12 protein-coding genes are annotated in these 15,121 nt (G+C 68.6%); 1 reads left to right on the top strand and 11 read right to left on the bottom strand.

Features of this window, described 5'->3' with window-relative positions:
- Positions 1–9 precede the first annotated feature (9 nt).
- From P0L94_18425 to P0L94_18410, 4 genes are all read right to left on the bottom strand, one after another.
- Positions 10–840, bottom strand: a complete 831-nt coding sequence (locus P0L94_18425) for a carbohydrate ABC transporter permease (GenBank protein ID WES64428.1) — start codon at positions 838–840, stop codon at positions 10–12.
- Positions 837–1,769, bottom strand: a complete 933-nt coding sequence (locus tag P0L94_18420) for a sugar ABC transporter permease (protein ID WES64427.1) — start codon at positions 1,767–1,769, stop codon at positions 837–839. The genes P0L94_18425 and P0L94_18420 overlap by 4 nt, the downstream gene beginning before the upstream one ends.
- 66 nt (positions 1,770–1,835) lie before the next feature.
- Positions 1,836–3,152: an ABC transporter substrate-binding protein gene (locus tag P0L94_18415; protein ID WES64426.1), complete on the bottom strand. Its 1,317-nt coding sequence runs from the start codon at positions 3,150–3,152 to the stop codon at positions 1,836–1,838.
- Between the two features lie 110 nt (positions 3,153–3,262).
- On the bottom strand, positions 3,263–3,409 hold the full coding sequence (locus P0L94_18410; protein WES64425.1) for a hypothetical protein: 147 nt from the start codon (positions 3,407–3,409) through the stop codon (positions 3,263–3,265).
- Between P0L94_18410 and P0L94_18405 the strand changes: the two genes are divergently transcribed.
- The gene (locus P0L94_18405) at positions 3,402–4,607 is read left to right on the top strand and encodes an SGNH/GDSL hydrolase family protein (GenBank protein ID WES64424.1); all 1,206 of its coding nucleotides are present in this window, start codon (positions 3,402–3,404) and stop codon (positions 4,605–4,607) included. The genes P0L94_18410 and P0L94_18405 overlap by 8 nt on opposite strands.
- A gap of 34 nt (positions 4,608–4,641) precedes the next feature.
- On the opposite strand, the gene P0L94_18400 is transcribed toward P0L94_18405, so the two are convergent.
- From P0L94_18400 to P0L94_18370, 7 genes are all read right to left on the bottom strand, one after another.
- Positions 4,642–5,805 carry an ROK family transcriptional regulator gene (locus P0L94_18400; GenBank protein WES64423.1) on the bottom strand — a complete coding sequence of 388 codons (1,164 nt, stop codon included), beginning with the start codon at positions 5,803–5,805 and terminating at the stop codon, positions 4,642–4,644.
- A gap of 51 nt (positions 5,806–5,856) precedes the next feature.
- Positions 5,857–8,001, bottom strand: coding sequence for an alpha-galactosidase (locus P0L94_18395; protein ID WES64422.1), 2,145 nt, complete (start codon positions 7,999–8,001; stop codon positions 5,857–5,859).
- An 81-nt stretch (positions 8,002–8,082) separates the two neighbouring features.
- Positions 8,083–9,429, bottom strand: a complete 1,347-nt coding sequence (locus P0L94_18390) for a sugar ABC transporter substrate-binding protein (protein ID WES64421.1) — start codon at positions 9,427–9,429, stop codon at positions 8,083–8,085.
- Between the two features lie 88 nt (positions 9,430–9,517).
- Positions 9,518–10,462, bottom strand: coding sequence for a carbohydrate ABC transporter permease (locus P0L94_18385; GenBank protein ID WES64420.1), 945 nt, complete (start codon positions 10,460–10,462; stop codon positions 9,518–9,520).
- 1 nt (position 10,463) lies between these two features.
- Positions 10,464–11,387 carry a sugar ABC transporter permease gene (locus tag P0L94_18380; protein WES66338.1) on the bottom strand — a complete coding sequence of 308 codons (924 nt, stop codon included), beginning with the start codon at positions 11,385–11,387 and terminating at the stop codon, positions 10,464–10,466.
- Positions 11,388–11,650: 263 nt separating this feature from the next.
- Positions 11,651–12,406 carry an IclR family transcriptional regulator gene (locus P0L94_18375; GenBank protein ID WES64419.1) on the bottom strand — a complete coding sequence of 252 codons (756 nt, stop codon included), beginning with the start codon at positions 12,404–12,406 and terminating at the stop codon, positions 11,651–11,653.
- 136 nt (positions 12,407–12,542) lie between these two features.
- Complete coding sequence (locus P0L94_18370) at positions 12,543–15,041, bottom strand: FAD-dependent oxidoreductase (GenBank protein WES64418.1); 2,499 nt, start codon at positions 15,039–15,041, stop codon at positions 12,543–12,545.
- Positions 15,042–15,121 lie beyond the last annotated feature (80 nt).

Raw genomic sequence — 15,121 nt, 5'->3', positions numbered from 1 at the left:
TGGTGCGTGTCACCCCTTGATGGCGCCGGAGGTCATGCCCGCGACGATCTGACGGTTGAAGAAGATGTACATCAGCAGCGGCGGGATCGTGATGAGCAGGATGTCGGTGAACAGCAGGTTCCAGGTGGTCTGGAACTGGCTCTGGAAGTTGAACAGCGTCAGCTGCACCGTCGCGTTCTCCTCACCCGGCAGGAAGTACAGCGGGTTGGCGAAGTCGTTGAACACCGTCACCGACTGCACGACGATCGCCGTGACGATGACGCTCTTCAGGAGCGGGAACCCGACCTGGAAGAATAGCCGGATCGGACCAGCGCCGTCGATCGTGGCCGCCTCGTCCAGCTCGCGGGGGATGTTCGACACGAACGCGCGGAACAGCAGCACGCAGAACGACATGCCGTAGGCGACTTCGACGAGCGCGAGCCCGCCGAGCGTGTTGAAGATCCCGAGCGACTGCATGATCCAGGCCGTGGGCACGATGGCCGGCGGGACGATGAGTCCGGCGAGGATGAAGAACGTGAAGATCGGATTCCACCGCGACGGGCGGCGGGCAAGCACCCAGCCGATCATCGCGGCCAGGACCACCATGATCGAGACGGAGAGCACCGTCAGGATCGTGCTGTTGATGAATGCCGTGATGAGCATGTAGTCGCGGGTCTGGAAGACCGTGACCACGTTCTCCCAGAAGACGAAGTCGATCGGCCACGTGAACGACAGGCTCGCCGAGTCCGGCCCGGTCTTGAACGACTGGACCAGGATGAACGCGAACGGGACGAGGAAGATGATCGCCGACACCAGGACGGCGGTGGCGCCGTAGACGTGGCGCGAAACGGTGCGGTTCACAGGTCCGTCTGCTTTCGGTTGAGCCACCAGAACAGCGGCAGGATGACGGCGCTGACCACGACGAACAGGACCACGTTGCCGGCGGTCGACAGGCCGTAGAAGCCATACGCATACTGCTTGTAGATGACCGAGGCGAGCACGTCGCTGGCGAAGCCCGGACCGCCGCCGGTCATGACCCAGATCAGCTGGAACTCACGGAGGCCGCCGATGAGGGACAGGATGATCACCGTCGTGGTCGCCGGGCGCACCAGCGGCAGCGTGATGTTGCGGAAACGGTGCCAGGCGCCCGCTCCGTCGACCTTGGCCGCCTCGTAGTACTCCTGCGGGATCGCGACGAGCCCCGCCATGTAGATGAGGGCCGCGAGTCCGACACCGCGCCATACGTCGACGATGATGATCGAGTACAGGGCGAGGTCGGGGTTGGTCAGCCATCCCGGTCCGTCGATGCCGACGACCGCCAGCGCCCGGTTGATGAGCCCGTCGTACGGATCCATCAGGGCCTGGAAGGTGATGCCGACACCCACGGTGCTCACGAGCACCGGGAAGAAGACGACGGCGCGCAGGTATCCGCGAGCCCAGATCTCCGAGGTCAGCAGCACGCCGATCAGCAGGCCCAGGACGACCTTCAGGCCCGAGGTGAGCGTGCCGAAGATGAGCGTGTTGGTGAAGCCCTTGCTCAGCTGCGGATCGGTGAAGAAGGTCACGAAGTTGTCGAAGCCGATGAACTCGACGTCGAAGAGCGTCCATCGCGTGAACGCGTAGTAGAACGACGCGAACGTCGGCGCGATGAAGAGCACGAAGAAGATGACCGCGCCCGGGAGCAGGAACCAGCGCGGATACATCCGCTGCGCGTACTTGCGACGGGGCGGGCGCTTCCCGGGGGAGGTGACCACCGCCTCGGTCGCATCGGATGGTGCGATTGTCGCCATGATGAAGCCTTAGGTGGTGCGGGGGCCGTCAGCGTGCTGACGGCCCCCGCGATGGGTATGGACGGCTTACCAGCCCTCGAGGCCGAGCTGCTGGGCCTGCTTGGCGGCATCCGCGTCGTAGAGCTCAGCACCGCTCTCACCCGAGCGGACTCCCGAGCCGACCTCGACGTCGATCTGCATCAGGTTCGGGCCCTTGACCGGCGAGAGGAACTCGAGCGCCGGGGCGATCATGCCGGAGTCGAAGTACGGACCCCAGTCGGCGACGATGCGCGGCGCCTCGTCCGGCACCGAGCAGCCCTCGACCAGGTAGGCACCGGTGGCGCCCAGCGCACCCGTAACCGCGTCGCAGCCGGCCGGGCTCGCGACGAACGCCATGAACTCCTTCACCGCGTCGGGGTGCTCCGTGTTCGCCGGCGCGTACAGTGCCGGAGGCATCCAGATCGTCATGCCGTGCTCGTCGGCGTTCTCGCCGGGGATGCCGAAGAAGCCGACGTCGTCGATGTTGTCGGGCCAGTTCGTGGCGATCGTGGCCTGAGCGAACCCGAGCATCGGGTAGTGCCCCGCGGTGCCGGTCGCGACCGCCTCGAGGCCGTCGTTGAGCAGCGCCGACGCGAAGTCCTCGTTGAGGTAGCCGCCGTCGTAGATGTCCTGCAGCTTCGTGAAGCTCTGGACCGCGACCGGGTCGTCTGCGAAGTTCACCTCGTTGGCGGTGTACTTGGCAGCCCAGTCGTTGTCGCTGGCCCAGATGTTGTAGAAGTCGGCGAGCGTGACGATCTGCGACGTCCAGGCGTCACCGAACGTCATCTCGACGGCGGTGTAGCCGGCGTCCTTGATGGCGTCGGCGTTCGCGAGGAACTCGTCCCACGTGTTCGGAACCTCGAGGCCGAGCTCTTCGTACATCGGGATGTTGTAGAAGAAGCCACCGCCGCCGGCGGTCTGGACGGGCACACCGAAGACACCGTCGGCGGTCGACACGGCCGCGACCCACGCGGGGTCGAGGTTCGACACGAAGTCCGTGTCCGCGATGTTGAGCATCGTCTGGTCGGGGCTCAGCGCCTGCAGCAGCGACCCGGAGTTGTACCAGAACATGTCGGGCATCTCGTTGGTCGCCAGACGGGTCTTCATCAGGTTGTCGAGTGCGGCCGAGTCGCTCGGACCCGAAGCGTCGACCTCGACGATGATGTCGGACTGGCTGGCGTTGAACGCCTCGGCCAGGGCGTCCGCCGTCGCGATGTTGGTCTCGACTCCCGAACCCTGGAACCACTTCAGGGTGATGGGGCCCTCGGTGTCGTCGGAGCTTCCCCCGCCACCGGCACAGCCGGCGAGAACAATTCCCGCGACCGCGATTCCGGCGAGCGCAATCGGGCGCGCTCGTCGTGTCATTGCAGACATCCTTACCTCCTCGTAGGACTCACTCAGGTGCGCCCGCCGCTTCCGTGAAAACTAGTCAACGATGGGCTTTCGGAAATAGTATGCAGACGAACCCGGGTTCGTCAATCACGTTCGACGGTTTCGTCGATCACGGATCCATCACGGTTCGACGACATCCGTGATCCGGCGTCGCGCACATATCGTCCGCCCTTCGCGACGCGGATGACTGACGCCTGCGAGACAGGCGTGGAGAGGATGAGAATGCCCACGATCGAGACCGACGGCTCGAGCATCGGCCGTGGCGAGGTGATCGCCTTCGACCACGGGAGCGCGCGCCTGCGGGGACACCTGGACACCGTCCGGAGAGACGATGCGATCCGGCCCATCCGCCTTCCCACGCGCCTGTGGGACCGATTCCCCCCGGCGATGGCGAATCTCCGCGGCCAGTTCATCCGGCCGAGCGGCGTCCGCCTCTCGTTCCTCACGCCGGCGACGAGCATCGAGCTGCGCGTGCGGTGCACGCGGATGCGGCTGCCGCAGGTCGACGCGGAGCGCAACGGCTTCTCGCTGTGCATCGACGGCGACGAGCACGGGTTCGTGCCGAGTCCGATCGACGCGCACGAGATCATGCACGCGGACGACACCGCATCCCACGAGCAGGTCGAGCGGGAGTGGTCGGTCGTGCGATTCTCGGGGCTGCCCGGCCGTGACAAGCTCGTCGAGATCTGGCTGCCGCAGATGATGACGGTCGACATCTTCGACGTGCGTGCCGATGCGCCCTTCACGGCTCCGCCGATCTCGGACCGGCCGGTGTGGGTCCACTATGGCAGCTCGATCAGCCACGGCGGCAATGCGGACCGTCCGATCCAGACGGTGCCCGCGTCCGCGGCGCGTGCCGCGGACCTCCAGCTGGTCAACCTCGGCGTCGCCGGCCAGTGCCACATCGACCCGTTCGTGGCCTCGGCGATCGCCGGCATCCGTCCCGACATCGTCAGCCTCGAGCTCGGCGTCAACGTGGTCGGCGCGCGGAGTATGGACCGGCGGACGTTCGCGCCCGCGGTCCACGGCTTCCTCGACACCCTGCGAGCGGCTCACCCTCGCGTCCCGATCGTCGTGATCTCGCCGCTGCTCTGGACGGGGAACGAAACGCAGTCGGGCCCCGGAGACGTGGCCATCGGCGACGACGGCGCGGTCACGTTCTTCCTGCGGGGAACCGAGGAGGACGTCCAGGCGGGCGCGCTGAGCATGCGGGTCGCGCGGGAGCAGCTGCGCGAGATCGTGGAGGCTCGGCGGAGCCGCGGCGAGCCCACGGCGCTCCTGGATGGTCTCGAGCTGTACGGACCGGCTGATGCCACCACGGATCCGCTCTCAGACAGCCTCCATCCGAACGGCGACCAGAGCGAACGGATCGGGAGGAGGCTCGCACGCCGGCTGACCCACGTACTGGCCGCTGCGGCGGAGCGATGAGGCGCCTCGGGTTGCGAAGATCGGATTCACGGGCTCACGGCGAGGCCGGCGCCTGAATCAGCCGCCGAAGCGACGACTGGATCGCGATCGTCGCGGCGCCGCGCGCCCACAGCGGGAAGCCCGAGCGGTCGATGCGGATGTCGAGGTCGTGGGCCTCTGGATCACGATCGATGGCGATCTGGGCCCGCATGTCGGGCTCCGCGACATCGAGGAGCGCCAGGCCCTCGCCTCCGAGGACGACGACCTCCACCATGGCGAGGTTGGCCACCAGGGCGATGAGCCGTCCGGTCGCCCGAGCTGCGGTGCGGACGATGTCGGCGCACGCCGGGTCACCGGATCGGGCGAGGTCGAGGACTTCCTCGAAGCGCACATCACGCTGGAGAGCGACGCGCGCCTGCGTCTCCATCGCAGGGACAGTGACGACAGCCTCCGCGCATCCGCGGTGCCCGAGCGCGCAGCGCGGGCCGAAGGGCTCGAGCGGAATATGGCCGGCCGGGCCCAGTCCGAGGTCGCGCGTGCGAACGACCTCGTCGTGGTGGACCAGTCCGAGTCCGGTGCCGGCGCCGATCGTGACCACGGCGAAGTCGCTCAGACCCCGGCCGAGGCCGAACCAGTGCTCGGCCGCGGTCAACGCGGCCAGGTCGTTGTCGATGACGACCGGCGCCTCCACACGCGTCTCGAGCATCTCGGCCAAGGGGACCTCGCGCCACCCGAGGAAAGGAGCACGGTCGACCGTACGGCCGTCCATCGCGCTGCCGCCGAGCGATACTCCGATGCCGTCGAGCCCGTCCCCGGCGCCGAGGTGCCTCACCACGTCGGCGACGGCATCCGCGACGGCGTCCGGCTGGTGCGAGGCCAGTTCGCGACGCTCTACCGAGATCACGTTCGCCATCATGTCGGTCGCGACCGCGAAGACCTCGTCCCCGGTCAGCTTCGCACCGACGTAGCGCCCGCTGCCCCGTGTACCCACCAGAGGACGGGAGGGGCGACCGGGGCCCTCGACGGCGTCGGCGGTCTCGTGCACCAGCCCGCGGTCGAGCAGCGGCTTGACCGCGCGGGTCATGGTCGACGGCGACAGCGACAGTCGCGCCGCCAGGTCGGTGCGCGAGACCGGGCCGTGCATGAGGATGGTCGACAGCGCGGCGACCTCGACATCGCCGCCGCGTCCGCCCGCCAGGTCGGCGCCGCTCAGGCTCATCGGCACTCCCTTCCACCCCTCAGGATGTCACGATCGGCGACCCACTCCTCGTCAGACGGTCGGCGCGGGTCCGACCCGCTCGATGACGGCGAGAATCGCCTCCTCGGGCCACAGCACCGGGGGTCGGAGCCCGAGCTCCGCCAGAGCCGCACCCGTGGTGGTCACGCCGTCCATCCACTGCGGCGCCCGCCGCTGCACCGTGCGCGCGCCGCCGAACTCCTGGCTGCGCACGCGATACAGGGCGTCGGGCTCGAGCCCGGGCACGCGGAAGGCGGCGGGGCGGACACCCGCCGGAGTCGACGTCTGCACGTAGGCGAACAGCGCGGCGCTGCGGTCCTGAGCGACGACCCCGTGGACGAGACCGCTCGGATCAGGATGCTCCACGCGCACGACGCGACCGGAGTGCAGAAGCTCGCGGTGCGCCCGGTAGAAGGCGGACCACTCGCGCACCGCGGCGAGCTCGTCCTCGGTTGCCTCCAGGAGGTTCCACTCGATGCCGGCGTGTCCGAACAGCGCCGTGACCGCGCGCATCTGGATGCTGTGGACGCGGCCGGTGCCGTGGGACTCGGTGGGCCCGATGTGCGTGCCGAGCATCTCGGGCGGGATCACCAGCGTCGTCCAGCGCTGGATCTGCTGCCGTTCCAGCGCGTCGTTCTGATCGGAGGTCCAGAACCGGTCGGCGTGGAAGGCCATTCCCAGGTCGATCCGCCCGCCGCCCGATGCACACGACTCGATCTCGAGGCCGGGCGTGCGCGCCTTGAGCTCGTCGAAGAGCCGATAGATCGCCTCGGTCTGACGTCGCACCGCCGGGTGACCACGGTGGCCGGGGTCGGTGAGGAACCGGTTGTGGTCCCACTTGATGTACTCGACCCCGTACTCCGCCACGAGCGCGTGCACGCGCTCGAGGATGTGGGCGTAGGCGTCCGGGTTGGCCAGATCGAGCACGAGCTGGTGCCGCGCGAGGGGCGGGACGCGCCCCGGAACCTGCAGAATCCAGTCGGGGTGGGCGCGGTACAGGTCGGAGTCCGGGTTGACCATCTCGCCCTCGAACCACAGGCCGAACTGCATGCCTGCCGCGCGCACGCGGTCGGCGAGGGGCCCGAGGCCGTCCGGCCACACGTCGGCCGAGACCACCCAGTCCCCCAGGCCCGACCAGTCGTCGCGCCGGCTGCCGAACCAGCCGTCGTCGAGCACGAACCTCTCGACGCCCACCGAGGCCGCGCGTGCGGCCAATCGCGTCAGGGTGTCGAGGTCGTGGTCGAAGTAGACCGCCTCCCACACGTTGAGGGTGAGCGGGCGGGGCGTCAGCGGATGCTCGAGTCGGGCGCGCAGCCACCGATGGGCGCGGTCGCTGAGCCCGTCCAGCCCCTCCGACGAGTAGAAGGCGGCCGCTCTCGGAGCCCGGTAGGTCGCGGCGGGCGCGAGCTCGATCTCCCCCGGCTCGAGCAGCTCGGCGACCCCGAGCGCGGCGCGGCCCGTCGTGTCGCGCTCGACGAGGTGGCGCGATCCCCCGCTCCACAGCAGCGAGAGCCCCCAGACCTCACCGGTCTCGGTCGTGGTGCGATCGGTCAGCGCGCACTGCACGATCGTGTGGTCGTGACCGGAGCGCCCCTCGCGGCCTTCGCGCAGACGCAGCCCCGGCGCGAGCGGCAGACGGTGCGGCTGGCGCTCTTTGAGCCACCGCCCGGTGAAATCCAGGGTTTCGGTCGCCCGGTCCGGCAGCGGCAGCCAGAGCGCGAACTCGTCGAGGGAATACGGGGCGTCGCCGAGGTTCGTCAGCCACTGGTCGATCAGCAGCACACCCTGCGGGGTCAGGGCCAGCCGCAGCTCGATCCGCAGCGCCGCGAGCTCGTCGTGAAGGACGAGCGCGCACTCCCGCGCGCCTGCCCGGACATCGACGACGCTCCACAGGGGTGAGAAGTCCATCCCTGCACGGTGACCGCGCAGAGCCGGCCGGCCGGTGAACCCGCGGGCCGTCTCGCGGAGCATCCCCGGCGCGACGGTCTCGTCGAGGTCGCTCTGGGGCACGCCTCCGTCGGCGAGCGTGCGCAGCGTGGCGAGCGACGCGGCGGGCAGCGATCTCCCCCAGTGGAGGACGACCGGGTAGCCGGCCGAGACATCGATGACGACCTCGACGTCGTCCGCCGTCAGGACGATGCAGCCATCGGTGCGCACGTCGGTCTCGGTGAGGGTCATGGGTTCTCCTTCAAGGGGATGGGGAAAGAACGTGTCCTCCGCCGGACGGGAACCCATCCGGCGGAGGACATGATCTGTCGGCTACTGGAAGAGCGCGTTGACGCTCTCGTTGGCGTCGACCAGGACGTCGGTGCCGCTCGCGCCCGACATGATGCCCTCCATGACCGGGCCCATGATGCCGTTCACATCGGACTTGTTGTCGGTGATCGGGAAGAGCACCGTGGTGCCGGCATCCACGTGGCCGGTGAAGGCCGTCACGTCGACGCCGTTGGCCTCGAAGGCGGCGACGGCCTTGTCGGTCGACGTCTTGATCGCCGGGAAGACCACCGCGGCGTCGGCGACCACGTCCTGGCACTCGGCCGAGCCGAGGTACTTGACCCACTCCCACGCGGCGTCGGGGTTCTCGGTGCTCGCGGCGATGTTGTCGGCGAGGCCGTTCAGCATCGACCAGCTCGCGCCATCGGGGCCGACCGGGGTCGGTGCGACGCCGGGGGTGAAGCTGTCGCTGGCCGAGCCGAAGACGTAGCCGGTCATCCAGGAGCCGTTCGGAACCATCGCGGCATTGCCCGCGATGAGCTGGTCTGCCCAGCTGATCCCCGACTGTGCGGCGAAGGTGGGCATGTACCCCTTCTCGACGAGCGAGTACCACCAGTCGATGGTCTCGGCGAAGCGCGGGTCGTCGAAGTTGTAGCTGTCCGCCCACGGGCCGTCGGTCTGCTGCCAGCCGAGCGACGCGGTCAGGAACGACCACTGGGTCTGGCCGTCGGCGCCGCCGGCGCCCTCCATCCAGAGGCCGTAGGTCTCGACGTTGTCCTTGTCGAACCCGTCCTCGTCGCCGCGGACGCCGTTGGCGTCGACGGTGAGGTGGGCGATGAGCTCCTCGTAGGTGCCGCCGTCATCGGGGTTCCACGTGAGATCCTGCAGGTCGGCCGGCGTGAGTCCCGCCGCCTCCACCAGCTGCTCGTTGTAGAACAGCGAGACGGTGTCGAAGTCCTTCGGCAGACCGTACTGGACGCCGTCGGGGTTCTGCCACAGCTCCACCAGGCCGTCCTGGTAGATCGACATGTCCAGGCCGTCCGCGGCGATGTAGTCGTCGAGGGGCAGGACCTGGTCGTTCTTCTGGAACTCCGGGTAGTACGCGACGTGGCTGGTGAAGACGTCGTAGTTCTCCCCCGAAACGAAGCCCGTGGTGATCTTCGTCCAGTAGTCGTCCCAGCCGATCTGTTCGATGTCGACCGTGTACTCGGGGTTGGCCGCTTCGAAGTCGGCGGCGCACTGCTGGTAGGCGGGCAGCTGGTTGGAGTCCCAGAGACCGTAGCTGATGGTGGTGACTCCGTCTTCGGACCCGCTGTCGGATCCGGACGAGCAGCCGGCGAGGGCGCCGACGGCGACGACGACGAGGCCGGCGGAGAGAAGTGACTTCTTCATCGAGGTTCTCCTGTGTGATGAGGGATTGTTCGGGATGGGTGAAGGGTGCGCCGGTTGGCGCCACCGGGGGGCGATGACGGCCGCGCCGTCACTTGACCCCGGAGGATTGGATGGATCCGACGATGCGCCGGCCGAAGACGAGGACGAGGATGAAGACGGGGATCGCGGCGATGAGCGACCCGGCCATGAGCCCGGCCCAGTCGGGGCTGCCCTGCGGGGTCTGGGACCGGAAGATGCCCAGGCCCACAGTCAGCAGCGTGGTCTCCTCCGTCTGCCCGACCAGGAGAGGCCAGAGGTAGTCGTTCCAGTAGAAGATGAACTGCAGGATGCCGATCGTGATGATCGGGCCCATGACCATCGGCAGCACGATTCGGGAGAAGATCCGCCACTGCCCGGCGCCGTCGATGACCGCTGCCTCGATGAAGCTGCGGTTCACGCCCAGGAAGAACTGCCGCAGGAAGAAGACCACGAACGGCGAGAAGAACATCGCCGGCAGCGCGATACCTATGTACGAGTTGAGCAGCCCCATCTCGCGGACGAGCAGGAAGTTCGGCAGCAGCGTGAACATGCCGGGCACGAGGAGCGCGATCAGGAAGATGCTGAAGACGACGTCGCGACCTCGCCACTCCAGCAGCGAGAAGGCGTAGGCGGCCATCGCGCTGAGCATGACCTGGAAGACCGTGATGAGCGTGCAGACGATCAGCGAGTTCAGCAGGTACTGGCTGAAGTTGATCGCTCCGACCGATCCGCCCTCGGCGAGCGCATCCGCCGTGGACGACAGCCCCAGGACGCGCTGCAGTGGACCGAGCGTCGGTTCCACCGGCAGCAGGCTCAGCGGCTCGGAGAACATCGCGCGGTTGTTGCTCAGCGCGGTGCGCAGCATCCAGTAGAAGGGGAAGAGAGTGACGACGATGACCGCGCCGATGGCGATCCACCCCAGGATCCTGCCGATGGGGCTCGCGGAGGAGCGGGGCTCGTCGTTCTTGCTTCGGCGGCCGCGCGGGCGGACGGCGGTGAGGGTCGTGGTGGCCATGTCAGCGCTCCAGATCGCTCTGCCCCGCGCGGAACGCTCGCATCTGCACGAGCGCGATCACCGCGAGGATGAACATGAGGATGACCGAGAGCGCACTGGCGTACCCGAAGTCGAAGCGCGTGAACGCCCGGTCGTAGATGTAGTAGGTGATGGCGTTCGTGGCGTCGACGGGGCCGCCCTGGGTCGTCACGGCGATCGTGTCGAAGATCTGGAAGGATCCGACGACGGTGACCACGAGCACGAAGGCGAGGACCGGCCGCAGCAGCGGCAGCGTGATCGACCAGAACGTGCGCCACTCGCCGGCGCCGTCGACGCTCGCCGCCTCGTAGACGTCGCGGGGAATCGCCTGGAGACCGGCGAAGATCAGCAGCGTCGTGTAGCCGAGGTGCCGCCACACGTTCACGAGCGCGATCGTGGTCATGGCGAACTGCGCGTCGCCGAAGAAGCCGATGCGGTCGAGGCCGATCGCGTCCAGCGCCGAGTTGATGAGGCCCAGGTTGTAGTCGGCGAGCCAGTACCAGACGAGCGCGACGATCACGTTGGCGATGAGGTACGGCAGCATCACGATGCCGCGGATGACCATCGACCGCGTGAATCGGTGCAGGAGCACCGCCAGCCCGAGGGCGATCACGGTTTGCACGACGATGTTGATCACGACGTACTGCATCGTCACCGCCAGTGAGCGCCAGAACACCGGGTCGCCTGCGATCTGCTGGTAGTTCTCGAGCCCGACCCACTGCGGGTCGCTGAGCAGGTTGTAGTCCGTGAAGCTCAGGTAGAGCCCACGCATCGCCGGCCACGCGAAGAAGGCGAGGAAGCCGAGGATCGCCGGGGCCAGGAACAGCAGTGCCGGGACCAGCTGGCCGCGACCGCGACGCTTGCGCGTCTGCGGTGCGGTTAGCGCTTGCGTCGCGCTGAGGGGCATCGTCGCCACTCGGATCACCTCCGGTTAACTTTCGGTATGAAAGTAAAGTAGCGATGAATCTTCGCGTTGGCAAGAGAAATCTCTCACGCGGGGGTTTTTTGTTTCTTTCCTGCGACTAATCGCTGTTGCGGAGCGCCGCACACAGCGAGACAGAGTCGTCGACGCGGATGCGCATGCGAGGTGGCGCCACGTCGGATCTGCGGCGCCTTCGACGCTGACGTCGGCGAGTCACGCACGCCGTCGGCATCCGGGAGCGCGAGCGCCTAGGCTCCCACCATCCGCCCCAGCCGCTCGGCGTGCTCGCTCAGACGAGCCGCGTAGGACTCGAGGTCGTCGGCGTGCATGCGGAAGCTGGGGGCGGTCAGGCTGAGCGCCGCGACGACCTGTCCGGATGCATCGAAGACGGGGACGGCCACGGCATTCATCTCCTGCTCCCACTCTTCGACGGCACCGGCCCACCCCCGTCCGCGGACCTCGTCCAGGTGCGCGACGAGTGCCGCGCGGTCGGTGATGGTGGCGGGCGTGTACGACTCCAGCGGGTCGTCGAGTCCGAGGAACGCGTCGGGGCCGCTGTAGGCCAGCAGCACCTTCCCGGTCGAGGTGGCGTGCAACGGGGTGCGTCGGCCGACGTACTGCTGGGTCACGCCGAGAAGGTGCGTGCTGGAGGACTGCGTGATGTTCACCGCCGCGGCGTCATCGAGGATCGCCACGTTGCTCGTCTCGTTGAGCTCGGCGCTGAGCTGGTCGCACACCAGCTGCGCCGCCCGCGCGAAGTCCATGCGCGCGGCCACCCGCGTCGACAGGCGCAGGACCGAGAACCCCAGACGGTAGGTCCCGCGGTGGGTCTCCTGCTCGACGAAGTCGCGCCCTTCGAGTGTCGCCAGCAGCCGGAAAGCCGTCGAGCGGTGCACACCGAGATGGCGCGCGATCTCGCTCACGCCGAGGGATTCGTGCTCGGTCAGCAGCGTGAGGATCTGCAGAGCGCGATCCACGGACTGAACCGACCCGTCCTGTGGCATAGCGTCCAGTGTATGGTCCGGCGCGCCCGGCACCGGCCGGCGCGTTCGCGGCGGCACCGCCCGTCGATCCGACGCCGAGGGGGCTGACGTCGTCGTGCTCACGTGAATCTCGGCTCTCGCGGCTCTCGCGCGTCGGTCAGCGGCGGATGTGCGCCATCTCGGCGTCGAAGAGAGGTTCGGTGCGGACGGTGGCCGGCAGGCGCTCCGCGAAGTACTCGATGTGGAGCGCTGTTCCGGGCTCGGCGAGCTCGGGCGGCAGCCACGCATAGGCGATCGAGCAGCCGATCGTATAGCCCTGGTCGGCGCTGGTGACATAGCCGACGGGGGTCGCCTCGCCCGGGACGAAGACCGGCTCGGCGCCCAGCACCACGTGGGCGGGGTCGTCGAGGGTGAGCGGCACGATGCGCCGGGCGACGGGGCGGTCGGCGAGCGCGTCCTTGCCGACGAACTCCTCCTTGCTCGCGCGCACCGCGAACCCGAGGCCCGCCTCGGCGGGAGAGTGCTCGCGCGTCATGTCGGCCCCGAAGGAGCGGTACCCCTTCTCGAGGCGGAGGGCGTTGAACGCGCGGCGCCCGGCCGCGACGATCCCGAGAGCCTCGCCCGCCTCCCACAGCACGTCCCACAGGTACTGCCCGTGGTCCGCGCTCGTGTACAGCTCCCACCCGAGCTCGCCGACATAGCTCACGCGCAGCGCGAGCACGGGGATCCCCGCGACGTCGATCTTCTTGGCGCGGAAGAACCCGAATCCGGCGTGCGAGATGTCGGCGTCGGTGAGCTGCTCGAGCACCTCGCGGGCGAGCGGCCCCCACAGACCCAGGCCGCACGTCCCCGCCGTCACCTCGCGCACCGTGACGCCCTCGGGCGCGAACGCCGACAGGCGGACATGGTCGAGGTTGCCGTTGGTGCCGAGCAGGTACTTCTCGGACCCGAGTCGGGTCACCGTCACATCCGAGAGGATTCCGCCCGATTCGTCGAGTATGAGCGCATATACGACCCGGCCGATGGCGACATCGACGTCGTTGCTCAACAGCTCCTGCAGCAGAGCCGTCGCCCCCTCACCCTCCACCTCGACACGCGGCAGCGGCGACAGGTCGTAGAGCGCGACGGCCGTGCGGGTCGCGTGGGCCTCGGCCGCCGCGATCGGCGACCAGTTCTCGGCCGCCCACCCCTCGCGCTCCGGGACGTCCGGCAGCGCGTCGAGCAGGCCCGCGTTGGCCTCGAACCACAGCGGGCGCTCCCAGCCGCCGCCCTCGCCGAAGACGGCGCCGAGCGCGACGTGCCGGGCGTGGAACGGGCTCGTCCGCATGCCGCGCAGCCGCTTGGTCGCGGCATGCGGGTGACGGATGTCGTACACCTCGTCGTACGCCTCCTCGGCCCGCTCCCGCGTGAACCGCCGGCTCACGACCGCGGGGTCGAAGCGCGAGTAGTCCAGTCCGTGGGTGTCGATGCCGGGGTCGCCCGACACGATCCAGTCGGCCACGACCTGCGCGACGCCGGCGGACTGCGTGACCCACACCGCCTGCGCAAGCCACAGGCCGTCGGTGCCGGAGACCGGCCCGAGCATCGGGCCGCCGTCGGGGGTGAACGAGAAGATCCCGTTGAAGCCCGAGTCGAACTCGATGCCGCGCAGCTCGGGGAACAGGCGCCGGACCTCGTCCCACGACGGGGCGAAGTCCTCCCACGTCAGATCGTGCATCGCGGGGTGGACCCCGGTCGCGGCGAAGTCGTCGGCCGACGCGATCTCGCTCTGCTCGAGTGGCATAGGACGGTGGTTGTAGGCGCCGATCCCGATGCGGTCGACGTACTCGCGCATGTACAGCGAGAAGTCCTGGTGACGGAGCATCGGACGGCCGGCCTCGTCGGTGGGGGTGTTCAGCCCCGCGAGCGAAGGCACGGCCTTGCTGTAGCCGAAGCCGTGCTCCATGGGCTGCATGGGCAGCTCGAATCCGAGCAGTTCGCGCGAGACCCCCGGACCCCACAGCCCCGCGCACGAGATGACGATGTCGGCCGGGACGACCTCGGGCGCGGCATCGCCCGCGGGAACGGGGACGACCTCGACGCCGGTGACGCGGCCCTTGTCGCGGACGATGCCGACCACGCGTGCCGAGCCGATGATGCGCGCGCCGCGGTCGATCGCCCTCTCGGCCTGCCACTGCACCGCCGCCACCGACTTCACGATGCCGTCGGTGGGCGTGCGATAGCCCCCGAGGACCGCGTCAGCGTTCAGGCCCGGCCACAGCCGGGCGCACTCCTCGGCGTCGATGAGCTCACCGGGCACGCCCCAGGACGCCGCCAGACCCCTCCGGCGCTTGAGGTCGTGCAGCCTCTCGGGAGTGGTGGCGATCTCGAGCCCGCCCACGCGCTTCAGCAGCCACTGGTCGCCCAGCATCACGCCGTCGAGCTTGTCGAGCGTGCGGGTCGCGAGGGTGGTCATCGTGCGGTCCGCCGTCGTCTGGAACACGAAGCCGGGCGCGTGCGACGACGACCCGCCGGTCACGAACAGCGGCCCCTGGTCGAAGACGGTGAGATCGCGGACCCCACGGAGGGTCAGTTCGTCCGCCAGTGCGGCCCCGACAACACCCAGGCCGATGATGACCACACGGGGCTGCGGCGAGGCGGAGGAGAGGTTCGTCATGGGTTCTTCCTCGGTTCTGAATTCCCGGCTATGTTGCGTCTTCCGCAACATGATGCCTTTAACGCAACATTGTAGAAAAG

The sequence above is a fragment of the Microbacter sp. GSS18 genome (assembly GCA_029319145.1).
In the GTDB taxonomy this organism is placed as follows: Bacteria; Actinomycetota; Actinomycetes; order Actinomycetales; family Microbacteriaceae; genus Microbacterium.
The sequence above is the reverse complement of the archived record's forward strand: the minus strand, read 5'-3'. Positions and strand labels throughout refer to the sequence as shown.